At 70.5% G+C, this 22742-nt stretch carries 21 protein-coding genes; 11 read left to right on the top strand and 10 right to left on the bottom strand.

Annotated features, from left to right (window positions below):
* Positions 1-89: 89 nt before the first annotated feature.
* The 4 genes from katG to QM638_RS00385 all read right to left on the bottom strand — a co-directional run bounded on the left by katG (position 90) and on the right by QM638_RS00385 (position 4839).
* On the bottom strand, positions 90-2342 hold the full coding sequence (katG, locus tag QM638_RS00400) for a catalase/peroxidase HPI (RefSeq protein WP_415139947.1): 2253 nt from the start codon (positions 2340-2342) through the stop codon (positions 90-92).
* 35 nt (positions 2343-2377) lie between these two features.
* Complete coding sequence (locus tag QM638_RS00395; RefSeq protein WP_415139946.1) at positions 2378-2809, bottom strand: Fur family transcriptional regulator; 432 nt, start codon at positions 2807-2809, stop codon at positions 2378-2380.
* An 81-nt stretch (positions 2810-2890) separates the two neighbouring features.
* Positions 2891-3688, bottom strand: coding sequence for a family 1 encapsulin nanocompartment shell protein (locus QM638_RS00390; protein ID WP_415139945.1), 798 nt, complete (start codon positions 3686-3688; stop codon positions 2891-2893).
* Between the two features lie 26 nt (positions 3689-3714).
* Positions 3715-4839 (bottom strand): Dyp-type peroxidase, encoded by a 1125-nt coding sequence (locus QM638_RS00385; protein WP_415139944.1) that lies wholly within the window; start codon positions 4837-4839, stop codon positions 3715-3717.
* Positions 4840-5054: 215 nt separating this feature from the next.
* Between QM638_RS00385 and QM638_RS00380 the strand changes: the two genes are divergently transcribed.
* The 6 genes from QM638_RS00380 to QM638_RS00355 are packed head-to-tail and all read left to right on the top strand — an operon-like array spanning position 5055 to position 11772.
* Positions 5055-5846, top strand: a complete 792-nt coding sequence (locus QM638_RS00380) for a crotonase/enoyl-CoA hydratase family protein (RefSeq protein ID WP_415139943.1) — start codon at positions 5055-5057, stop codon at positions 5844-5846.
* Positions 5843-7876: an acetoacetate--CoA ligase gene (locus QM638_RS00375; RefSeq protein ID WP_415139942.1), complete on the top strand. Its 2034-nt coding sequence runs from the start codon at positions 5843-5845 to the stop codon at positions 7874-7876. The genes QM638_RS00380 and QM638_RS00375 overlap by 4 nt, the downstream gene beginning before the upstream one ends.
* Positions 7873-8814, top strand: a complete 942-nt coding sequence (locus QM638_RS00370; protein ID WP_415139941.1) for a 3-hydroxyacyl-CoA dehydrogenase NAD-binding domain-containing protein — start codon at positions 7873-7875, stop codon at positions 8812-8814. Before QM638_RS00375 ends, QM638_RS00370 begins: the two co-directional genes overlap by 4 nt.
* On the top strand, positions 8811-10397 hold the full coding sequence (locus QM638_RS00365; RefSeq protein ID WP_415139940.1) for an acyl-CoA synthetase: 1587 nt from the start codon (positions 8811-8813) through the stop codon (positions 10395-10397). Before QM638_RS00370 ends, QM638_RS00365 begins: the two co-directional genes overlap by 4 nt.
* Before the next feature lie 26 nt (positions 10398-10423).
* Entirely contained in the window at positions 10424-11302 is an 879-nt protein-coding gene (locus QM638_RS00360; RefSeq protein ID WP_415139948.1) for an amidohydrolase family protein, read from the top strand.
* Positions 11303-11310: 8 nt separating this feature from the next.
* Complete coding sequence (locus QM638_RS00355) at positions 11311-11772, top strand: MarR family winged helix-turn-helix transcriptional regulator (RefSeq protein WP_415139939.1); 462 nt, start codon at positions 11311-11313, stop codon at positions 11770-11772.
* A 197-nt stretch (positions 11773-11969) separates the two neighbouring features.
* On the opposite strand, the gene QM638_RS00350 is transcribed toward QM638_RS00355, so the two are convergent.
* The 5 genes from QM638_RS00350 to QM638_RS00330 are packed head-to-tail and all read right to left on the bottom strand — an operon-like array spanning position 11970 to position 17323.
* Positions 11970-12365 (bottom strand): nuclear transport factor 2 family protein, encoded by a 396-nt coding sequence (locus QM638_RS00350; RefSeq protein ID WP_415139938.1) that lies wholly within the window; start codon positions 12363-12365, stop codon positions 11970-11972.
* Positions 12362-13114, bottom strand: coding sequence for an enoyl-CoA hydratase (locus QM638_RS00345; RefSeq protein WP_415139937.1), 753 nt, complete (start codon positions 13112-13114; stop codon positions 12362-12364). The genes QM638_RS00350 and QM638_RS00345 overlap by 4 nt, the downstream gene beginning before the upstream one ends.
* Positions 13111-15282 carry an acyl-CoA dehydrogenase family protein gene (locus QM638_RS00340; protein WP_415139936.1) on the bottom strand — a complete coding sequence of 724 codons (2172 nt, stop codon included), beginning with the start codon at positions 15280-15282 and terminating at the stop codon, positions 13111-13113. Before QM638_RS00340 ends, QM638_RS00345 begins: the two co-directional genes overlap by 4 nt.
* The gene (locus tag QM638_RS00335; RefSeq protein ID WP_415139935.1) at positions 15282-15827 is read right to left on the bottom strand and encodes a PaaI family thioesterase; all 546 of its coding nucleotides are present in this window, start codon (positions 15825-15827) and stop codon (positions 15282-15284) included. The genes QM638_RS00340 and QM638_RS00335 overlap by 1 nt, the downstream gene beginning before the upstream one ends.
* Positions 15827-17323, bottom strand: a complete 1497-nt coding sequence (locus QM638_RS00330) for a carotenoid oxygenase family protein (RefSeq protein WP_415139934.1) — start codon at positions 17321-17323, stop codon at positions 15827-15829. The genes QM638_RS00335 and QM638_RS00330 overlap by 1 nt, the downstream gene beginning before the upstream one ends.
* 151 nt (positions 17324-17474) lie before the next feature.
* Here QM638_RS00330 and QM638_RS00325 point away from each other — a divergent pair, with 151 nt between their 5' ends.
* From QM638_RS00325 to QM638_RS00305, 5 genes are all read left to right on the top strand, one after another.
* The gene (locus QM638_RS00325) at positions 17475-18023 is read left to right on the top strand and encodes a TetR/AcrR family transcriptional regulator (RefSeq protein ID WP_415139933.1); all 549 of its coding nucleotides are present in this window, start codon (positions 17475-17477) and stop codon (positions 18021-18023) included.
* 131 nt (positions 18024-18154) lie between these two features.
* Complete coding sequence (locus QM638_RS00320) at positions 18155-20122, top strand: flavin-containing monooxygenase (RefSeq protein ID WP_415139932.1); 1968 nt, start codon at positions 18155-18157, stop codon at positions 20120-20122.
* Positions 20119-20601 (top strand): nuclear transport factor 2 family protein, encoded by a 483-nt coding sequence (locus QM638_RS00315; protein ID WP_415139931.1) that lies wholly within the window; start codon positions 20119-20121, stop codon positions 20599-20601. The genes QM638_RS00320 and QM638_RS00315 overlap by 4 nt, the downstream gene beginning before the upstream one ends.
* Positions 20598-21056, top strand: coding sequence for a Zn-ribbon domain-containing OB-fold protein (locus QM638_RS00310; protein WP_415139930.1), 459 nt, complete (start codon positions 20598-20600; stop codon positions 21054-21056). The genes QM638_RS00315 and QM638_RS00310 overlap by 4 nt, the downstream gene beginning before the upstream one ends.
* Complete coding sequence (locus tag QM638_RS00305; RefSeq protein ID WP_415139929.1) at positions 21053-22261, top strand: lipid-transfer protein; 1209 nt, start codon at positions 21053-21055, stop codon at positions 22259-22261. Before QM638_RS00310 ends, QM638_RS00305 begins: the two co-directional genes overlap by 4 nt.
* A 15-nt stretch (positions 22262-22276) precedes the next feature.
* On the opposite strand, the gene QM638_RS00300 is transcribed toward QM638_RS00305, so the two are convergent.
* The coding region (locus QM638_RS00300; RefSeq protein WP_415139928.1) for an acyl-CoA dehydrogenase family protein at positions 22277-22742 on the bottom strand (466 nt) is incomplete at its 5' end.

Raw genomic sequence — 22742 nt, 5'->3', positions numbered from 1 at the left:
TCGGGGTGTGGAGTCCTCACCCCGACGCCCACACCTATCACGCGGATGTGTCAGCGGCTGCGCCGCGACCGATCAGTGATGTCGATCGATCAGCGGTGCAGGTCGAACCGGTCCGCGTCCATGACCTTGACCCAGGCGTCGACGAAGTCGGTCACGAACTTCTCGCCCGCGTCGTCACAGGCGTAGACCTCGGCAACGGCACGCAACTCGGAGTTCGAGCCGAAGAGCAGGTCGGCGCGGCTCCCCGTCCACAGCTTCTCCCCGGTCTGGCCGGAGACACACTCGTAGCGTCCCTCCTCGCCGTCCACCGGGCGCCACGTGTTGCCGAGGTCGAGGAGGTTGACGAAGAAGTCGTTGGTCAGCGCACCCGGCCGGTCGGTGAGCACCCCGTCCTGCGAGCCACGGTAGTTGGCGCCCAGCACGCGCAGTCCCCCGAGCAGCACCGTCATCTCCGGTGCGCTGAGGCCGAGCAGGTTCGCCCGGTCGACCAGCAGGAACTCGGCGGGCTGCGTCGCCGCCTTGCCGAGGTAGTTGCGGAAGCCGTCGGACTCCGGCTCGAGGTAGGAGAAGGACTCCACGTCGGTGAGCTCCTGGGTCGCGTCGCCACGACCCGGGGTGAACGGAACCTCGAGGGTGTGACCGGCGGCCTGAGCCGCCTGCTCGATCCCGACACCACCCGCCAGCACCACCAGGTCCGCGAAGGAGACCTGGCGGTCACTCTCCGCGTTGAACTCCTCCTGGACCCCCTCCAGCACCGAGATCACTCGGGCCAGCTCGTCGGGCTGGTTGACCTCCCAGCTGCGCTGCGGCTCCAGCCGGATCCGGCCACCGTTCGCACCGCCGCGCTTGTCGCTGACGCGGAAGGTGGAGGCCGAGGCCCAGGCGACCGAGACCAGCTGTGCGAGGCTCAGCCCGGACTCGGCGATGCGGGACTTGAGCGCGGCGACCTCCGCCGCGCCGATCGGCTCGCCGGTCGACGCCGGGACCGGGTCCTGCCAGAGCAGCGTCTCGCCGGGCACCTCCGGGCCGAGATAGCGCTCGATCGGCCCCATGTCGCGGTGGGTGAGCTTGAACCAGGCACGGGCGAACGCGTCCGCGAACGCCTCGGGGTTGTCCTTGAAGCGACGCGAGATCGGCTCGTAGATCGGGTCGAAGCGCAGCGACAGGTCGGTGGTCAGCATCCGCGGCTCACGCCTGCCGTCGCCATGGGCCTCGGGCACCATGTCGGCGCCGGCGCCGGCCTTGGGACGCCACTGCTGCGCACCGGCCGGAGACTCCATCAGCTCCCACTCGTAGGCGAACAGGATGTGGAAGAACTCGTTGTCCCAGCGGGTCGGGTGATAGGTCCAGGTGACCTCCAGGCCACTGGTGACCGTGTCCGCACCGGCGCCGGTGCCGTAGCCGTTCTTCCAGCCGAGACCCTGGTTCTCCAGCGGTGAGGCCTCCGGGTCCGGGCCGAGCTTGTCATCCGGGTGGGCGCCGTGGGTCTTGCCGAAGGTGTGACCGCCGGCGATCAGCGCCACCGTCTCCTCGTCGTTCATCGCCATCCGGCCGAAGGTCTCCCGGATGTCCCGGGCGGCGGCGACCGGGTCCGGCACGCCCTCGGGGCCCTCGGGGTTGACGTAGATGAGCCCCATCGTGGTGGCACCCAGCGGCTTCTCCAGCTCCCGGTCGCCGGAGTAGCGCTTGTCGGTGCCGAGCCACTCGGTCTCCGAGCCCCAGTACACGTCGTCCTCGGGCTCCCAGACGTCCTCGCGGCCACCGGCGAAGCCGAAGGTCGTGAAGCCCATCGTCTCCAGGGCCACGTTCCCGGCCAGCACGATCAGGTCGGCCCAGGACAGCTTCTTGCCGTACTTCTTCTTCACCGGCCACAGCAGGCGGCGGGCCTTGTCGAGGCTGACGTTGTCGGGCCAGCTGTTCAGCGGAGCGAACCGCTGCTGGCCGGCGCCCGCCCCGCCGCGGCCGTCGGAGACGCGATAGGTGCCCGCGCTGTGCCAGGCCATCCGGATCATCAGCGGACCGTAGTTGCCGAAATCGGCCGGCCACCACGGCTGCGAGGTGGTCAGCACCTCGGCGATGTCGCTCTTCACCGTGGCGAGATCGAGGCGGGAGAACTCGGCGGCGTAGTCGAAGCCGTCGTCCATCGGGTCCTTGGCCGGCGCGTTCTTGGCCAGGATGTTCAGGTTCAGCCGGTTGGGCCACCAGACCTGGTTCGGATCGCCCTGGGTGGGACGCGGCAGGTTCGCACCGTGCGCGACCGGGCACCCCTCACCGGGGGCAGGCACCTCGTCGTCGGTCGTGATCGCGCCATGCTCGTTTCCGGGGGCTGGCTCGCTAGTCATGAAGGTTCCTTCCAATATCGAGACGATCAGATGGGTCAGGTGCGGACGGAGGACGAGCACGTGGGGCACAGACCCCAGTAGATGACCTCCGCCTCGTCGATGACGTAGCCGGCGTCGTTGGACGCGGTCAGGCACGGTGCCTCGCCGATGGCGCAGTCGACATCGGCGATCGCGCCGCAGGACCGGCAGACCACGTGGTGGTGGTTGTCGCCGACCCGGCTCTCATAGCGCGCCACCGACCCGGTCGGCTGGATGCGACGCACCAGGCCGACGGCGGTCAGAGTGTGCAGCGAGTCGTAGACGGCCTGGTGCGAGACGTCGGGCAGATCGGCCCGAACGGCACCCAGGATCGACTCCGTGTCGGCATGCGGCAGCGTGTGTACGACGCTCAGCACGGCCACCCGAGGACGCGTGACTCGCAGCTCGGCGCCACGCAGTAGTTGCTCGATCTCGGCGGTGGTCGTCACGTCTCCGAGTCTTGCGCCTTATCTTGAATGAGTCAAGATAAGAAACCTGTGAAAACGCCCGCCCGGCCGTTCGGCCGGCGCTCAGCGCAGCGACACGCTGGCCTCGGCCGTGTAGGCGAAGGAGGTCAGCGACTCCTGGAGATACAGGTCGATCCGCTCGGCGTCGTGGGCCAGGTAGCCCACCGAGAGATCCTGTCCCAGATGCAGCTCGTAGTCGCCGCCGCGGGTGGAGAGCAGCACCGCACCGTCCAGCGCCGGCGCCCAGATGATCTCCCCGTCGGGGAGCAGTCGGGCGAGATGGTCGCGGATCGGGTAACCGTGATCGGTGGTCTCGGCGACGGCGGTGTACAGCTCGGCGGAGAGCAGCAGGCTGTAGGGCCCGTCGACCCCGGCCAGCCGCAGCACGCTCAGCGCCTGGGCGACCGCGTCCGGGACGTCGGAGGCCTCCGTCGGGAGCGCCAGCTCCGCGTTCGAGCTGCCCGGCTCGATCCCGCCGATGCCGGCCTCGGCCAGGCCGTGGAAGATGGTCCGGTCCTCGACGAAGGCGATCTGCGTGGCCGCGTCCTTGACCGGCTGCCAGTCGGAGTCCTGCGCACCGCGCTCCACGTCGTCGACGGCCGCCCGGGTGACCGAGAACGGGACCCGGATCTCGACGAGCGGCTGGACCTCACGCCGACTGATCTGGACCCCGGGCGTCGGCGCCGTCAGGGTCTTGATGTGACCGGTGCCGACCGCCGACAGCCTCGGCCCGGACGGACCGACCAGGTCGACCACTCGCCGACCGGCGAGGTTGCGCTTGAACGTTCGGCGTACCTCGTCCTCGATCTGCTCCCAGGCATCCTCGGTGATCGGGGCGAGTTCGCGGTGCAGGTTGTTCATGAGCTACTCCTTGGAAGGTCGGCCGTTCACGGGGTGGGGCGGCGCACGGTGCGCAGGCTGCCGATGCCGAGCGAGCCGTCGCCGGGGGCGAGCGAGCCGGGCGAGGAGTCCTCGGTCGGCGAGGAGTCGCCGGAGTCGCCGGAGTCGCCGGAGTCGCCGGAGTCATCGGAGTCATCGGTGGCCTCGGCCGCCATGGCAGCCGGCAACGGCGGCTGGTCGTCGAGGAAGCCGGCGGTCGGTACGAAGAAGAGACAGCCGGTCACCGGCGTGGAGAAGTCGAGGATCCGGTCGTGATTGCCCGGCGGCTTGCCGATGAACATGTTCTCCAGCATCTGCTCGATCACCGCCGGGGTGGCGGCGTAGCCGATGAAGTAGGTGCCGAACTCTCCCTCGCCGATCCGGCCGAAGGCGAGGTTGTCCCGCAGGATCTGGAGCTGGTTGCCGTCCGCGTCCTCGATGACGTTCAGCGCGAGATGGCTGTTGGAGGCCTTCTGGTCGTCGGGGATCTCGATGTCGCTCAGCTTGCGCCGCCCGATCACCCGCTCCTGCTCCTCGACCGGGAGCTTCTCCCAGGCGGTGAGATCGTGCAGATACTTCTGCACCACCACGTAGCTCCCGCCGGCGTACGCCGGATCCTCCGCGCCGATCGTCACCGCCGCCGCGGCTGCCCGACCGGTCGGGTTCTCGGTGCCATCGACGAAACCGAGCATGTCGCGCTCGTCGAAATAGCGGAACGCCTGCACCTCGTCCACCACGTCGGCCCGCCCCTCGAGCCGGAGGACGATCTGCCGGGCCAGCTCGAAGCACAGGTCCAGTCGGGTGGCCCGCAGGTGGAAGAAGAGGTCTCCCGGGGTGGCGATGGCGGTGTGGGTCGCGCCGGCGATCTCACGGAAGCCATGGAGCTCGGCCGGGAGCGGTGCATCGTAGAGCCGTCCCCACAGACCCGCGCCGATGCCCGCCACGCAGCTCAGCCCGTCCTCGGGATAGCGGAAGCCGACCGCGCGCACCAGACCGGAGAGGTCGGCGAGGAGGTCGCCGACCTCCGGCTCGGACCCGGTTCGCACGGTCAGCACCAGGAAGATCGCGGCCTTCGCCGGTGGCGCCAGCACCTGCTGCGCCTCGCCGTACGGCGCTCCGGTCTCTTGTTCCACTCGTCCTCCACTCACCACGGGCGTTGTCGGCCGGCACTCACGCTACCGCGACCCGGAGGCCGAGGTCGGCGTCACACCCACACCGGGCCGGTGCGGGACCGGCGCCCGGCCAGCACCACGAAGCCGAGCCGGCGATCGGGCGTCGCCGACCCCCTTGCGCCGGCGCCGGGACCTTGGTCTAATAATCAGGAATCCTGACTGTTATCGGAGGCCACGTGTCCACCACGCCGCTCGACCTGCCGCCCACCCTGGGTCTCACCCACGCCGATCGGGTCGCCGTGCTCACCCTGCGCCGCCCGGAGAAGCGGAACGCGATCGACGACGCCACCCTGCTCGGCATCGAGCGGTTCTTCACCGACCTGCCGACGCAGGTCGGCTGCGTGGTGATCGCCGCCGAGGGTGATCACTTCTGCGCCGGGCTCGACCTGGCGGAGATGGCCGAGCGCGACACCCTCGCCGGAGTGCGCCACTCCCGGGCCTGGCACCGTGCCTTCGAGGCGATCGAGTTCGGTCCGGTGCCGGTGGTCTCGGCGCTGAAGGGAGCGGTCATCGGCGGCGGCCTCGAACTGGCCGCCGCCACCCACCTGCGCGTCGCCGAGCGCTCGACCTTCTACGCGCTGCCCGAGGGCATGCGCGGGATCTTCGTCGGCGGCGGCGGCTCGGTACGCCTCCCGCGCCTGATCGGCGCGGCCCGGATGGCCGACCTGATGCTCACCGGGCGTCGCTACGACGCCGAGGAGGGCGCCGCCGTCGGCCTCTCCCACTACGTCGCCGACGACGGCGCCGGCCTCGACCTGGCGCTGGAGCTCGCCACCCGGATCGCCGACAACGCCCCGCAGACCAACTTCGCCATCATCCAGGCCCTCCCCCGGATCGCCGAGGCGAATCCGCGCGAGGGCTACTTCATGGAGGCGATGATGGCCGCCATCGCGCAGGGCACCGACGACGCCAAGCAGCGGATGCATGCCTTCCTCGACGGGCGCGCGCCGAAGGTGACCGACCGATGAACCACCTCGGTGGTGACGAGGACCGGACCGCCCGCACCGGCGACCGCCCGGTGAGCACCGGCGAGGTGCTCTGGCGCCCTCCGGACGACGTGCTCGAGACCACCCAGATCGGGCGCTTCGTGGCCTGGCTGCGACGGCACCGTGGCCTCGACCTGGGCGACCACGACGCGCTGTGGCGCTGGTCGGTGGCCGACCTCGACGGATTCTGGTCGGCGATCTGGGACTTCTTCGAGGTGGTCGACCACGGTGACCGCACCGCCGTACTCGCCGAGCGGCGGATGCCGGGAGCGGTGTGGTTCCCGGGGTCGCTGCTGAACTACGCCGAGCACGCCCTGGCCGGTGCCGGCGCGGCCGACGACGCGGTCGCGGTCCTCGGTCGCTCACAGACCCGGGCGGACCTCGACCTGACCTGGGGTGAGCTGCGCGACCAGGTGGCCCGGGCCCGCCGGGTCCTGGTGGACCTCGGCGTCGGCCCCGGCGATCGGGTCGCCGGCTATCTGCCGAACGCGCCGGAGGCGTTGGTCGCGTTCCTGGCCGCTGCCGGCCTGGGTGCGGTCTGGACCAGCTGTGCGATCGAGTTCGGACCGCGCAGCGTGATCGACCGGTTCGGTCAGGTCGAGCCGGTGGTGTTGTTGGTCGCCGGTGGCTATCGGTACGGCGCCAAGCCGGTCGACCGGCGCGAGCAGGTCGCCGAGATCGTGGCCGGGCTGCCGAGCGTCCGGCACGTCGTCGACATCGCCTACGGCGAGTGGCGCGTCCCGGGCGCGGACTCGTGGACCGAGCTGCTCGCCGCCGCGACCATGCCGATCCACGAGATCACCCCGGTGCCGTTCGACCACCCGCTGGTGGTGCTCTTCTCCTCGGGCACCACCGGCAAGCCGAAGGCGATCGTGCACGGTCACGGCGGCATCACCGTGGAGCACCTGAAGAACCATGCGCTCTCCTGGGACCTCGGCCCGGGCGACGTGATGCTGTGGTACTCCACCACCGCCTGGATGATGTGGAACGCGCTGGTCTCCGGGCTGCTGGTCGGCGCCAGCATCGTGCTGATCGACGGCGACCCGGGCCATCCGGATCTGGGCTGTCAGTGGCGGCTGGCCGAGCAGACCGGTGCCACCCTGATGGGTGCGAGCCCCGGTTTCGTGATGGCCTGCCGGTCCGCCGGCCTCGACCTGAGCGACCTCGACCTGCGCATCCGGACGGTCGGCTCGGCCGGTGCCCCGCTGCCGGCGGAGGGCTATGCCTGGATCGGCGACCGGCTCGGCCCCCGGGTGCAGCTCAACGTCGGCAGCGGCGGCACCGACGTGTGCAGCGGCCTGGTGCAGAACGACCCGCTGCTGCCGGTGCGCGCCGGGATGATCTCGGGGCGAGCGCTCGGTGTCGACGTGCGCGCCTTCGACGAGGACGGCCACGAGGTGATCGGCGAGCCCGGCGAGCTCGTGGTGACGGCACCGATGCCGTCGATGCCGATCGGGCTGTGGGGTGACCCCGACGGCAGCCGGATGCGAGCGACCTACTTCGACGTCTACCCCGGCGTCTGGCGGCACGGGGACTGGATCGTCTTCGAACCGGACGGCAGCTGCGTGGTCACCGGGCGCAGCGACGCGACCCTGAACCGCGGCGGTGTCCGCCTCGGTACGGCGGAGTTCTACCGCGTCGTCGAGGAACTTCCCGAGGTCGGCGACAGCCTGGTGGTCCATCTGGAGGACCCGACCGGCGGCAACGGCGAGCTGATCCTGTTCGTGGTGCTCGACGGCGACGACCGGGAGCTCGACGAGGCGACGGCGGGCCGGATCCGGTCGGCCCTGCGCGGCGCGCTCTCCCCCCGGCACGTGCCGGACCGGATCGTGCGCGTGCCGGCGATCCCGCGCAACCTCACCGGCAAGAAGCTCGAGCTGCCGGTCAAGCGGATCCTGCAGGGCATCCCGCCCGAGCAGGTGGTCAGCCCGGACGCGCTGGCCGACCCCACGGCGCTCGACCCGTTCCTGGCCGAGGCCGCGTCACGCACGAGCGGAGCGATGAGGGCATGAGGACGACCATCGACACCCTAGCAGTGGTGGGGGCGGGCTCGATCGGCGGCAGCTGGGTCGCGCTCGGCCTCGCCCACGGGCTCAGGGTCAGCGCCGCCGACCCGTCGGCGGCCGCGCTCGGCCGGTTGCCGCAGACGGTGGCGCGCAACCTGGTCGAGCTGGGTGCGGACGAGACGGCGCTCGACCGCCTGGAGACGTACGACGACCCGGCGGCCGCCGTCGCCGAGGCCGACCTGGTGCTGGAGGCCGGGCCGGAGCGGGTCGAGGTCAAGCGCGAGCTCTTCGCGATCCTGGATGGCGCGACGGCGCCCGACGTGGTGCTCGCCAGCAGCTCCTCCGGGCTGGGACCCAGCGCCTTCCAGGACGCCTGCGGCCACCCGGAGCGGGTGCTGGTCGCGCATCCGTTCAACCCACCACACCTGGTGCCGTTGGTGGAGGTGGTCGGCGGCCGGGCGACCTCGGAGGAGGCGATCGCGGCCACGATGACCGCGATGAACGGCCTCGGCCGACGGCCGGTCCGGGTGCGCGCGGAGCTGCCCGGCCACGTGGTCAACCGGCTCCAGGCGGCGCTGTGGCGGGAGGCCTACGACCTGGTCCGCCGGGGAGCGATCTCGGTCGCCGACCTGGATCAGGCGGTCGCCTCCGGCCCGGGTCTGCGTTGGGCGCTGCTCGGCCCGATCGCGACCCAGCACCTCTCCGGCGGACCGGGCGGTCTGGCGCACGTGCTGGAGCATCTGGGCCCGCCGATGGTCGAGTGGTGGGCGGACCTCGGCGAGCCGGAGTTCACCGCGGAGCTCCGCCAGCAGCTGGTCGACGGGGTCGACTCCGAGATGGGCGGTCGGGAGGCCGACGTACTCGGGCGGCGCGACGGCGCCCTGCGCGAACTGCTGGAGCTCAAGGCGCGCGCCGGACTCGACGACCTCGGAGGCGAGCGATGAGGGACCACGGACTCGGCTCCTGGACCCGCCGCCGGGCGCGGATGACGCCCCACCGGCCGGCGCTGGTCCAGGACGGCGTCGCGACCACGTATGCGGAGCTGCACACGGCGGCCACTGGGCTCGCCCACCGGTTGCGGCGGCGCGGGGTCGGCCCGGGTGACCGGGTCGCCTTCCTCGGCCTGAACTCGGTCGAGCTGGTGCTCGCTATGTTCGCCACCGCGCGGCTCGGCGCCGTCTTCGTGCCGGTGAACACCCGGCTGGCCGTCCCCGAGCTGGCCTACGTGCTCGCCCACAGCGGACCTCGGCTGCTGATCGTCGAGGAGGCGCTGGCCGCGCCGACCTCGGCGCCGGCGGTGGCCGAGCTGGGGATCGAGACGCACCGCTTCACCCGGGCGGCCGGATCCGGGCTCGACCGCCTGGGCGAGGAGGGCCGGACGGCCCGGCCCGACGGGGCCGACGACCCCGGGAACCCCGACGAGATCGACGAGGAGGTGGGCCTGGACGACCTGTTCATGATCCAGTACACCTCCGGCACCAGCGGCCGGCCCAAGGGCGTGATGCTGACCCACGGCAACGTCATCTGGAACGTCTACAACCTGCTCGTCGACGTCGATCTGGGCAGCGAGGAGGTGGCACTGGTGACCGCGCCGCTGTTCCACACCGCGGCGCTCAACCAGGTGCTGTTCCCCACCATCCTCAAGGGCGGCACGGCGCTGATCGAGGCGAAGTTCGACCCGGTCCGGGCGATCGAGCTGATCGAGACCGAACGGGTCACCCTGCTCTTCGGGGTGACCTCGATGTATCTCGCCCTGGCCGCGGCATCGCGCTTCGCCGAGGCCGATCTGGACAGCCTCCGCCTCGCGCTCAGCGGCGGCGCGCCGATCCCGGAGTCGCTGCTGCGCACCTGGCTGGACCGGGGCCTGATGATCATCCAGGGCTACGGCCTGACCGAGGCCTCGCCGGGCACGACGATGCTGCGGGCCGCCGATGGCGTCCGCAAGCTGGGCACCGCCGGCACCCCGTGCTTCTTCACCGACGTCCGGGTGGTGCGGGCCGACGGCCGCGACGCAGGCGGCCACGACCCGGACCAGCACGGTGCCGGCGCGGAGGCCGCGGCCGGCGAGCCCGGGGAGGTCCTGGTCAGCGGACCCAACGTCTCCCCCGGATACTGGCAGGACCCGGCCGCCACCGAGCGCACCTTCGACGGGCCGTGGCTGCACACCGGCGATGTCGCGATCGGTGACGACGAGGGCTATCTGCGAATCGTCGACCGGCTGGGCGACATGTACATCTCCGGCGGCGAGAACGTCTATCCGGCCGAGGTGGAGCAGGCGCTGCACACCCATCCCGCCGTCGCCGAGTGTGCGGTGATCGGCGTCCCGGACGAGACCTGGGGTGAGGTCGGCCGGGCGTTCGTCGTACGGCACGAGGGCAGCGAGCTGGACGCCGCCGGCCTGCTGGCCCACCTGGACGGCAGGCTGGCGCGCTACAAGCTGCCCCGGTCGATCGTCTTCGTCTCCCAGCTGCCGCACAACGCGTCCGGCAAGCTGCTCAAGTCCCGACTGCGAGAGGCACCCCGGTGAGCACCCCTGTCCGCTATGAGCCGCGCATCGACCTGGGGTCCATCCGCGCCCTCGACGTCCATGTCCACGTGGAACGCCACGACGACGAGCACGGCCACGCCCACTACTCCCTCGACCAGGAGCTGATGGACGCCTCGGCGGCGTACTTCAAGGGCAGCGAGTCGCGTACGCCGCGGGTGAGCGACCTGGCCGAGCGCTATCGCGCCGCCGGCATGGCCGCGGTGGTCTTCACCGTGGACGCGAGCACCGCGACCGGTCATCCGGCGCTGCCGAGCGAGGAGATCGCGGTGGCCTGCGCCGAGCACGCCGACGTACTCATCCCGTTCGGCTCCGTCGATCCGCATCAAGGAGCCGAGGCGGTACGGCGGGCGCGCGACCTGGTCGGGACCTACGGCGTGCGGGGGTTCAAGTTCCATCCGAGCCTGCAGGCGTTCTCCCCCGACGACCCGGCCTTCGCGCCGCTGTGGGCCGCCCTCGAGGAGCTCGGCGTGCCGGCGCTGTTCCACACCGGGCAGAACGGCATCGGCGCCGGGCTGCCGGGCGGGCGTGGGATCAAGCTGCGCTACTCCAATCCGCTGCTGCTCGACGACGTCGCCGCCGACTTCCCCGGTCTGACGGTGATCCTGGCGCATCCGTCGGTGCCGTGGCAGGCCGAGGCGATCTCGATGGCCACCCACAAGGCCAACGTCTTCATCGACCTGTCGGGATGGCGGCCGAAGTACTTCCCGCCCGAGCTGGTCCGTGCCGCGGGGAGCACGCTGCGGAGCAAGGTGCTCTTCGGCAGCGACTACCCGCTGATCACCCCGGAGCGGTGGCTGGCCGACTTCGAGGCGCTCGGCATCGATCCCACGCTGCTGCCCGGGATCCTCACGCACAATGCGGCCGGTGTGCTGGGGCTGGAATGATCGCGGGTGTGAGCGAGACCAGCGATGACCGGCCCCGGCCCGCACCGCCGACGCTGCTCTACCTGATGAAGCAGGTCGAGCTCGCCGTACGCGCGGAGCTGGAGGAGCTCTCGAAGCCGGAGGGCCTGACGGCGCTGCAGTACACCGCGTTGACGGTGCTGGAGCGCCACACCGACCTCACCGCCGCGCACCTGGCCCGGCACTCCTTCGTCACCGCGCAGAGCATGGCCGACATGGTGACCGCGCTGCTCGACCGCGGACTCATCGAACGCCACCGCGACCCGGCCGACCGGCGCCGGCTGGTGATCGCCCTCACCCCCGCCGGCCAACAGCTGCTCGACCGGGTCCGGCCCCAGGTGACGGCGCTGGAGAAGCGGATGCTGGCGCCGCTCAGCGACGCCGAGGCCGCCGCGTTGCGCCGTTCGCTGGAGCTGTGTCGTGAGGCGCTCCCCCAGCAGGACGCGCGCTGAGCCGGACCGACCGGACGGACCGAGTGCCTGCCCCGTCGACGGCCGATCAGGACTGCGCGGGTGGCGCTCACCCGGATCTGATCGACCGACAGTCCGCAGCCTCGCGTCCTCGATGTCGGTGACAACGATCGTGTCGGCTTCTGCGATGCGAGCAACCGCTGACGGCGTTCCTGCCGATTCGAGCGCCTCGCTGCACGCTACTCGGCGACGAGCGCGGCGGTGTCATCGTAGTATGCCTCGATCCGAGTGGCCCGGCCGTCCCGGAACGACCACACCTCCACGGCGCTGCTGGCGATCACGCCGTCGGGCCGGGCGTAGTCGAACCGCATCCTCGCCGCCACCGTCTCCCCGCCGTCGATGACCGAGGTCAGGCGCAGGTCGCGCGGTCCTAGTTCGGCACCACCGCGGGCCATCGCCTGGAACATCTTGCTGAGTCGGCGCTGGCCGCTCACCTCACCGCCGTACGGCAGTGAGGCCGGGAGCTGCGCGCTGATCCCCTCGGCGAAGCCGAGGTCGGCAAGCTCCCGGATCCGATCGGGGTCGCGGGCAGCGAGCGCGGTGTAGAAGTCGGTGACGATCTGTGCGGGGGTCATGAGCGGAACCTCTCCAGGTAGGTGTTGAAACGAGGCTTGCCGACGGCCGAGGCCTGCGCCCAGGACTCGAACTCGAGGACGTCTCGCAGCTCGCCACCTCGGGCGAGCTGAACGGCCCGCTTCATGTCACGGAGCAGGCCGGGGTCGCGGGTCGCCCAGTGCTCGGCGCGCGCGAGCGCCTCGGCCACCGGGTCGTCCACACATTCGGTGGCCAGACCGATCCGCAGCGCCTCACCGCCCTGGACGGTCTCACCCGACAGGATCACCGAGAGAGCTCGGCTGGCGCCGATCCGCTGGGCCAGGAACCAGCTGCACCCACCGCCGGGATGGAGTCCGATCTCGGCGAACGTGACCGCGAAACGAGCTCGCGGGCCGGCCAGCACGACGTCACAGCTCAGCGCGATGTTCACGCCCGCCCCGACGGCGACCCCGTGGACCGCGGAGATGGTCGGGATGGGCAGATCCATCAGCCCGAGGAAACCGGCGTACACGGTCTTCAGTTCGTCACGAAGCTCGGCGGTGGGACGTGAGGTCTCACCGAAGAGGTCGACGAGGTCCGCACCGGCGCAGAAGGCCCGCCCGGCACCGGAGACGACCAGGACGCTGGCTTCGCGGTCGTCGGCGATCTCCGCGATCGCGACCCTCATCTCGTCGAGCATCGAGCGGCTCAGCGCATTGAGGCGCTCCGGCGAATTGAGAACCAGATGCCGGACCGTTCCGTGGCGCTCGATCAGTACGTCGCCGCTCATGAAGCAGCCCCCCTCAGGTCCTCGCTCTCCTGGATCAGCCATTGCCAGAACCCATCCGCCAAGGCGCTGATCGCGAACCCACCCAACGCCCTGGCGTTGGTCTCGGCACCGCGTGGCAGGTCGCGCCACGACCAGAGTCGCAGGGTCGCCCGGTGCAGCCGATGCTCGCTGGTCATGCCCATCGCGCCCAGCACCTGGTGGGCACTGCTGGCGACGAGGCCGGCACTCTGGCCAGCCTGGACATGCGCGGCCAGCGCTCGCGCCGAGCCAGCGTGACGCCCGGTCGCCTCGATGGCGAGGCCCAGGCTCTGCTCGGACAGGGCCACCTCGGCCGCCATCCGGGCGAGATGCTGGGCCACCGCCTGGAAGGCCTGGAGCGGCTTGCCGAACTGGGCTCGTGTCTTCGCATGCTCGGTGGCCAGCGCCACGGCGGACTCCATCGCACCGACCAGGCCAGCGGTCCAGAGCACCTGCTGTGCCGCCCTGATGCGAGCGACCAGCTCGGTCCCGCCCAAGACGTCGGTCTCGGGGATCGCGACGTCGCTCAGGGTCAGGTCAGCGAGCGGCTCGTCGGCGAGGTCGGCGGCGAGGCTGACGCCGAGGCCCGGCTGGTCCAGCGCGAGGCGTACGAGGACCGGCCCGGTCTCGCCGGTGGCAGCCAGCACCGCCTCACGGGCGAACGGCGCCCAGCACACGGCTTCAACACGACCGTTCAGCACCTGTCCGGTCTCGGTGGTCTCCAGACGCAGGCCGGGTTCGACGCTGAGCGCGCGCGGCACCGACACGTCGACGTCCGTGCGCTCCGCGATCACGGCGGCCGCGAGCGCACTGTCTCCCACCGGCGCCGACAGCCCGGCGCGGGCGAGACCACGGACGATGGTCGACAGATCGGCGAGCTCTCCCCCGCTGCCGCCCCGCTCGTCATCGACCCCGACACCACTCCACCCCAGCTCGACGGCCGTGTGCCAGACGTCCGCGGGCGCCGCGATGGGCTCGCCGGTGGCCAGCGGCACCAGCACCTCGTCGACCAGTGCCGCAAGGTCGCCGTCAGGCCCGATCGAGAAGCGCTCGCGCGCCAGGATGCCGAGCAGCACCTCGGTGGTACCACCCCGCAACGTCGCGCCGGGCGTGCGCGTCAGGCCCTGCCCGACGAGCCGGTCCAGGGCGCTGCGGTCGGGCCGGACGACGCCGCCCAGCACGTCGCGTCCGAACTCGACAACCTCGGCTTCGAACGACGTGCCGAGGTACTTCAGCATCGCCGCCCGCCGGACCGGCGCGCCGCCCTCGTCGACGGTGCGGGCGACGGAGAGCGCCAGCCCACGCAAGGCGTGCAGCCGGGCGACGAGGCGCCCGAAGACGGCCTCGCGCCCGAGGCCGATCGCCTCGTCGGCCAGCAGCCGGTCCAGGATCGGGTAGGTGCTCAGCACGCGTTCCACACCACCGCGCTCGAAGGAGAGCTGCTCGGTCACCTGTTTCCAGCCGTCGCCGATCGTGCCGATCACCCGATCGGCGGGGACGAAGACGTCCTCGAGGATCGTCTCGTTGAAGTGGTGCTCCCCGACCATGTCGCGGATCGGGCGCACCTCGATCCCCGGTGCGGCGAGGTCAACGATGAACTCGGTGAGACCGTCGTACTTGCTCTCCCCGCCGGGAACCCGAGCCAGCACGTACGCGTGGGTCGAACGATGCGCGTTGCTGGTCCAGATCTTGCGGCCGGTGATCCGGTAGCCGCCCTCGACCGGGACCGCCTTGGTCCGCACGGCCGCCAGGTCGGAGCCGGACTCGGTCTCGCTCATCCCCAGGCAGAAGGTGTAGTCGCCCGAGACGATGCGGGGCAGGAACTCGGCGCGCAGCTCGGGGCTGCCGTAGCGCAGGATCGCCGGGCCGATCTGACGGTCGGCGATCCAGTGCGCCGCCACCGGCGCGCCGGCACGCAGCAGTTCCTCCGTGGCGACCAGCCGGTCCGTGGCCGAGCCATTGCGGCCGCCGTACTCGGTCGGCCAGGTGATCCCGATCAGGCCGCGCTCGGCCAACGTGGCGGTGAAGGCGGGGTTGTGGCCGAAGAGCCAGGCGTCGGGCTGGGCGTCGAAACGGGGAGCCGCCGCGATCGCGGCACGGACATCGGCGCGGACCGCCTTGGCCGAGGCCTCGAGGGTGGGAGCGGACATCAGCTGTTGCCCTTCGGTTCCGAGGTGACAGGGGTGACGGTGGCGACAGCGCCATCAGGCGCTTCAGCGGGTGGCGTGGAGTACGGCCGCACCAGCCAGCTGCCGGTCGCGGTCGCGCAGAGTTGGTCGTGACGCCGACCGTCATGAAGCACGTCGATGCGGGTGAAGATCACCGACCGGGTGGACCGGAGCACGTGGCCCTCGACGCGCAGCGGCAGCATCGCCGGACGCAGGTAGTCGAGGCTCAGGTTGACGGTCACGATCCCGTGACCGGCAGGAGCCCTGGTCGCCGTGGCCAGCGCCCCGACCTGGTCGGTGAGGGCCGCCACCAGGCCACCGTGCGCGGCACCGTTCGGGTTGAGCGGCAGTACGGACTCGGTCAGTCCGCAGATCGCGCACCCGTCCTCGATCTCCTGCACCGTCAGGCCGAGCCCGAGCGAGGCCGGCTGTTCGGCGGCCCACCGCTGCCACCGGTCCCAGTCGCCGTACGGTGGCTGTACGACGTGCCCTCCCCCGAGACTCTCCGGCGCGCTGGCGCCGGTCATCAGCGGAAGTCCATCCAATGACCGTGCGGCGTCCACCCGAGCATGAACGGCAGCTCGATCCGGCACACCGGACCCTTGGTGATGTCGTGGGTGTCGAAGATCAGGTACTCGCCGCGCTTCTCGGCCCACCACGAGACCGGCACGATGATGTAGCCATCGCCCTCGGGTGCGTCCGGCGACCGCGGCGCGAAGGTGCCCTCGAGGACGGCCGCCGCCTCGGTGCTGCGGATCTGGTAGACCTGCTCCGCCATGGTGCGCATGTTCGTCATCACCAGGCTGTTCATCGACATGCCGTTGCGCTTGACCACGCCACCGACCTGGAAGCCGAACTCGTACCCCTTGCCATAGAAGCGCTCGTCCACCTTCGGCAGCTCCGAGGGACGATCGGAGAGCTGCTCCGTCTTCGCGGCTCCGGTGGTCAGGTCGATCGTCCAGCGACCCAGGAAGCTGCGGGAGACCGAGAAGAAGAGGGCCACGTCCTCACCCTCGGCGAAGTCCTCGGGGAACGGGAACGGCGGCCGGTTGAAGATCGGCGCGTCCAGCGTGAGCAGGTCGCCTTCGACATTCGCCGACATCGTGTGCATCACGTACTCGGCCGGGATGTCGGTGTGGATCCAGCGGATCTCGCCCTGCAGGTCGTGGCGCGGGATGAGGCCGATGATGATCGGGAGCTCCCGGTTCCAACCCCAGATGCCGAGCTTCTTCTCGGTGATCTGCAGCTTGTCGGCGGTGAACGGCTGGAACGGCATCACGATCCAGTCCTGGGTCAGCCAGATGTCGTGGGCCACCGTGTTGTAGGGGGCGTCGTGCAGGTCGCGCGACTCCACCGCACCGTCGGGGTGCACGATGTGGATCGTCACGTACGGTGAGGTGTCGCGCCAGTTCCAGCCGTAGAGCACGCCGGTCTCATGGTCCCATTTGGGGTGAGCGGTGAACGAGGCGTCGCCGTACGTCGACTTCTCGTGCATGCCGGGCGACAGCTTGGTCGACCATGGCACCACGCCGATGGTGTCCAGCGTGATCGGATCGATCGCGATCGGCGGACCGCCCTGCTCGCCACTGGCCAGCATCTGGCCGGCGAACGGGAAGATGTTGATGTTGTTGGTGCCCTGCGGCACGCCGGTGGTGTATTCATCGCGCACCACGTCGCCGTACGCGTGGTCGCGCCAGTCACCGAAGCCACCGTCGGTCCACTCGAAGAGACCACGCCCGGCCCGCTCCTCCGCGAGGAACTTCGGCGTCCGCACCCACCGGTTGCGGAAGTCGGCGCGGCCGTTGTCGAAGACGAGACCCTGGATCATGCCGTCCATGCTGATCAGCGGGTTGTTGCCTTGCTTGGTGGGGCGACGCCAGGTCGGTCCGGCGCGATAGAAGCCACCGGAGAGCTCCTTGGGGATCTCTCCCTCGGTGACGATGCATTCGTTGACCGTGGCCTCGAAGCGCATCGGCTGGAAAGGTCCGCGCAGTGAGTTGCCGCCCGGCAGTGGGTATCCCATCTCTTGACCTCCTGGGGTCGCCGCGATTCGCAGGGTGTGCTCGGACGCTAGCACCAGGACGGCCGTTTTGGAAACGATCGTTCTTGTCATATCTCACCCAGCGCAGGCCGCAGAAGCGACCGATCGAGGTCGACGGGCCTACCATTCCCCCATGTCACGCGAAGAAGAGATCCTGACCGCGGCCACCAAGCTCTTCGCCGAGCGCAGCTTCGACGGAACGGGCGTTGACGCACTCGCGAAGGAGGCCGGGATCACCGGGTCGGCGATCTATCGCTACTTCTCGAGCAAGGACGAGGTGCTGGCAGCGCTCTTCGACCGACTCATCGACGCCCTCCTGATCCGTGTCGGCGACCCGGCGCCAGACCCGGATGAGGAACTGCGACACCTCATCGGCATCCACGTGGAGTACGTCCTCGACAACCCGGAGCTGACGATCATCTGGCAACGCGAGCAGGCCGCACTGACCGGCGACCACCACCGCCGCTTCAGCCGGCGCCAGCGCACCTACATCGACCGCTGGATCCAGGCCCTCGACGCGCGCTACCCCGGCCACCCCCGCGACCAGCTGGCCGCGACCGTGCGCGCGATCCACGGACTGATCTCGTCCGACACCTCGCGCCCTCGCACCGTACGGCGCATCAAGGACCTCCCGGCCCAGCTGTGCGCGATGGCCGAGGGAGCCTGCACAGCGCTCGCCTGAGGCACCGGCAGCGAATTTTGAAACAGGGCGTCAAGGAACTCTTGTTCCGCTTCGACTAGTTCTGATATTACTAGTTTCAAATTACCTCTCCCGTCGGGAGTCGGTTCGTTGCTACACAGATCGGACGCCTCGTGACCCAACTTGCAGCGCATGCTCGCGCTACCCAGGCTTCGGATACGGATTTCGAGCGCCATCTCCTGGCGGCGCTGGAGCACGCGAACCTCCCCACCCTGCTGGCCTGCGTGGTGCAGCTGACCGGTGACTTCTCGCTGCTCGAAGGGCGCTTCCGGCCCACCGAGACCCGTGGGCCCGGCGACCACGACCATGCCGGGCTCTCCGAGGCGGTCCAGGCCGAGCTGCGTGAGCTTGCCGCCGACGTCGCCCTCGCGCAGCGTCGTGGCGAGCTCAAGCCCGCCGAACCGCTCACGCCGACCGAGGTCGGTCACATCCTCAGCAGTGTCCTGGGCGAGCACGTCCCCGAGATCCAGAACGAGCTCTTCGCCGAGGAACTCGGCGTCGTCTCCCGCGCCACTCCGGTGATCGACGCCGAGAACGGCGAGGAGGCCACCGACGTGCTGGTCGTCGGGACCGGCTTCTCCGGCCTCTGCGCCGCGATCCGCCTCGCCGAGGCCGGGGTGCCGTACACCGTGATCGAGAAGAACCCCGCGCCCGGTGGGACGTGGCAGGAGAACATCTATCCGGGCTGCGGCGTCGACACGCCGGTGCACCTCTACTCCTTCTCCTTCGCCCAGCGCCCGGACTGGCCGCGCTACTTCGCCAAACAGGGCGAGGTGCGGGACTACCTCCACGAGCTCGCGCAGAGCTACGGCGTCAACGAGAAGACCATCTTCAGGACCGAGCTGGAGCGAGCAGTCTGGTCCAACGAGGATCAGCGGTGGCACGTCATCCTGCGCGGCCCGGACGGCACCCGCCGCGAGGCCAGCTACCGGGTCGTCATCTCGGCCGTCGGCCTGCTCAACCGGCCAGCCCACCCCGCGATCCCGGGCCTGGACGAGTTCCCCGGGCCAGTCGTGCACACCGCCGCCTGGGACGAGAGGCTGGACCTGACCGGCAAGCGTGTCGCGGTCATCGGCACCGGCGCCTCGGCGATGCAGCTCGTGCCGGCCATCGCCGGGATCGCCGGTGAGGTGCAGGTCTACCAGCGCTCGCCGCAGTGGATCATCCCGAACCCCAACACCAACGTGCCCGTCGAGCCGGCCAAGCAGTTCCTGATGGCCGAGTATCCCGGCTACCTCGCCTGGTACCGCCTGCGCGCCGCCTGGAACTTCGGCGATCGGCTCCACCCGATGCTCCGCATCGACCCGGAGTGGCCGCACCAGGAGAGGTCGATCAACGCCGACAACGAGCGGCACCGCAAGTTCCTCACCGGCTACATCGAGCGTCAGCTTCCTGGGCGCCCCGACCTGGTCGCCAAGTGCACGCCCACCTACCCGCCGTACGGAAAACGCCCGCTCCTCGACCACGGCTGGTTCGAGGCGCTGCTGCGCGACAACGTCGAGCTGATCGACCGTGGCGTGGCCACGATCGAGGGCAACCAGGTGATCACTTCCGCAGGCGAGAGCCGCACGGCGGACGTGATCGTGCTCGCCACCGGGTTCCAGACGCTCAACATGCTGGCCCCGATGGAGATCGTCGGCCGGAGCGGTGTCACCTTGCGCGAGGCCTGGGGCACCGACGACGCCCGCGCCTACCTGGGGATGACGGTGCCGGATTTCCCCAACCTGTTCATCCTCTACGGACCGAACACCAACGCCGGTCACGGCGGCAGCCACGTCCTGAGCGTGGAGATGCAGGTGCGGTACGTCCTGCAGGCGCTCAAACGAATGGCTCAGCGCCGGCTGAGCAGTCTGGAGTGCCGCCCCGAGGTCTTCGAGCGCTACAACGACGATCTCGACGAGGCCCTGTCCGGGTCGATCTGGACCCACCCCGGGATGACCACCTACTACCGCAACTCCAAGGGCCGGATCGTCACCAACATCCCCTGGACCAACGCCGAATACTGGCGCCGGACCCGCTGGTTCCAGCCGTCGGAGTTCGTCGAGACGCCCGAGGCCGCGAGCGCAGAGGCCTCCGCATGAGCGCCACCGAGGCGACCCGCGAGCTGGTCCTGCAGTTCAACGACGCAAGGGCCCGCAACGACGCAGGCGCGATCGCAGCACAGCTGGCCGACGACGTCACCTGGCACCCACCGTTGAGCATCCGGCCCAAGCCGTTCCGGGGCCGAGACCGGGTCGTCGCAGCACTGACCGGTGGCACGACCCACAAGGTACTCAAGGTCGACACCATCCAGCGTGAGATCACGGCGGTGGTCGTCGACGGCGACATGGCCGTCGTACGCCAGCTGATGACCGCCGAGCGGCTGGACGGCGGCGAGTACCGCAACGATTACTGCTGGGTCTACACCTTCCGCGACGGCCTGATCGAGCGGCTCGACGAGTACGGCGACACCCTGCTCACCGCGCGGGCCGGATTCGTCCCGCTGCTTCCCCCGGACGCCGCTTCCGACGCCGCTGCCGGCACACCTGCTCAGACACCGCAAGGCGAGGTCCGCTCATGACAACCGCCCGCTCGGCCGTCCCGACCTGGTTCGACGCCGACCAGGTCCGGCTCACCGGCCTGGCCTGCCCCGCCTGCCGATCTATCTTCTTCCCGCCCACGCTCGACGCGTGCCGCAACCCGGGCTGTTCCAGCGAGACCTTGGAACCGCACGCCCTGGCGAACCGGGGTCGGGTCTGGTCCTGGACCCGCAACCACTACCAGCCGCCTGCGCCGTACGTCGCCGCAGAGCCGTTCGAGCCCTACACCGTGCTCGCGGTCGAGCTCGAGGCCGACGGCCTCGTGGTCCTCGGGCAGCTGAGCCCCGCGAGCCGAGCCATCGAGGTCGGCGACTGGGTCTCGCTGCGATCCGAGCCGTTGCTGGAGGACGAGAGCGGCATCCAGCTGGTGTGGCGCTGGAGTGCCGAGGACTCCGAGAACCCCGACCTCCCCGGCGATGAGGAGCGTGCCCGATGAGGCAGGATCAGAACGTGGCTCCGGTCGCCATCGCCGGCGTCGGCATGCACCCGTGGGGCAAGTTCGGGAGGTCGTTCCTCGACTACGGCCGTGTTGCGGCCCGGGCCGCCTTGGCGGACGCCGGCCTGGACTGGACCGACGTCCAGCTCGTGGCGGGTGCCAACACCTGGCGTGGCGGCTACCCGGGTCTCGTCAGCGGTGCCGCGTTCGCCCAGGACCTGGGCTGGAACGGCAGCCGGCTGAGCAGCTCGTTCGCCGCCTGTGCGTCGGGCGCTCAGGCCCTCGAAGTGGCCCGCGCGCACATCCTGGCCGGGTTGTGCGACGTCGCGCTGGTGGTGGGTGCCGATGTGGCTCCGGACGGGTTCTTCGGACCGTTCGGCTCCGGCGACGGCACCGATCCGGACTGGCTCCGGTTCCGGCTCTTGGGCGCCACCAACCCGACGTACTTCGGGCTCTACGCGCAGCGCCGGATCTCGCTCTACGGTGCGACCCAGCGTGACTTCGCCAAGGTCAAGGCGAAGAACAGCCGTGCCGGCGCGCTCAACCCGAACGCCCGGTTCACCACAGTGGTCACCGAGGACGACGTCCTGGCCAGCCCGTACGTCGCCGAGCCACTGCACCTGCTCGACATCTGCGCGACCAGCGACGGTGCGGCCGCGCTCGTCGTGACGAGCATGGAGTACGCCGAGCGGCGTCTCGCGCCGTCCACCCCGGTCAAGCTGGCCGGTCTGGCGACCCACTCCCCGACCTACCCGCACGACATCATCGAGATGCCCAACTTCGCCTCCGACTCCACCCTGGGCGTGTCGGCACCGGATGAGACGTTCAAGCGCACGCTCGCGCTCACGGCGTATGCCGAGGCGGGGATCGGGCCCGACGACCTGTCGCTGGCCGAGGTCTACGACCTCTCCACTGCGCTGGAGCTCGACTGGTACGAGCACCTGGGCCTGTGCCCGGTTGGCGAAGCCGAGCGCCTGCTGCACGACGGTGTCACCGCACTCGGTGGCTCGCTGCCGGTCAACCCCAGTGGCGGCCTGGCCAGCTTCGGCGAGGCGGTCCCCGCGCAGGCGATCGCCCAGGTCGTCGAGATGACGCTCCAGGTGCGCGGCGACGCCGGCCAGCGCCAGGTCGACAACGCCCATGCGGCGGTCGCCATCAACCACGGTCTCTTCGGCCACGGCTCCGCGATGGTCGTCACCGGCTGACGCATCTCCCGGCGCCTACCGGACCAGCGTGGCGGCCACCAGGTCGAGGTGAGCCTCGGTGGTGCCCCAGGCGTTGAGGAGGCTCCAGATCCGCATCAGGTAGAGGTGCAGGTCGGCCTCCATCGTGTAGCCGATGGCGCCGTGGACCTGAAGAGCCGCCTTGGCGGTGATCCGGGCGGCCTGGTTGGCGGTCGCCTTCGCCATCGAGGCGAGGCGCGGCGCCTCGGGGTCACCGGCGGCCAGCGCCCACGCCGACGCCTCCACGACGGGGCGCGCGGTCTCGACGGCGATCTGGGCGTTGGCGAGGTGGTGCTTGACCGCCTGGAAGCTGCCGACCGGGGCCCCGAACTGACGGCGTGCCGAGGTGTACTCGACGCTCACCTCGATGGCCCGCGCCGCGAGGCCGATCAGGACCGCACCAGTGCCGGCGGCCGCCCGGTGCCGCGCCGTCGCCACCGCGGCAGCGGCCTCGGCGCCGGAG

Origin of the sequence: Nocardioides sp., assembly GCF_047606145.1 — a bacterium.
Taxonomy (GTDB): domain Bacteria; phylum Actinomycetota; class Actinomycetes; order Propionibacteriales; family Nocardioidaceae; genus Nocardioides.
The sequence above is the reverse complement of the archived record's forward strand: the minus strand, read 5'-3'. Positions and strand labels throughout refer to the sequence as shown.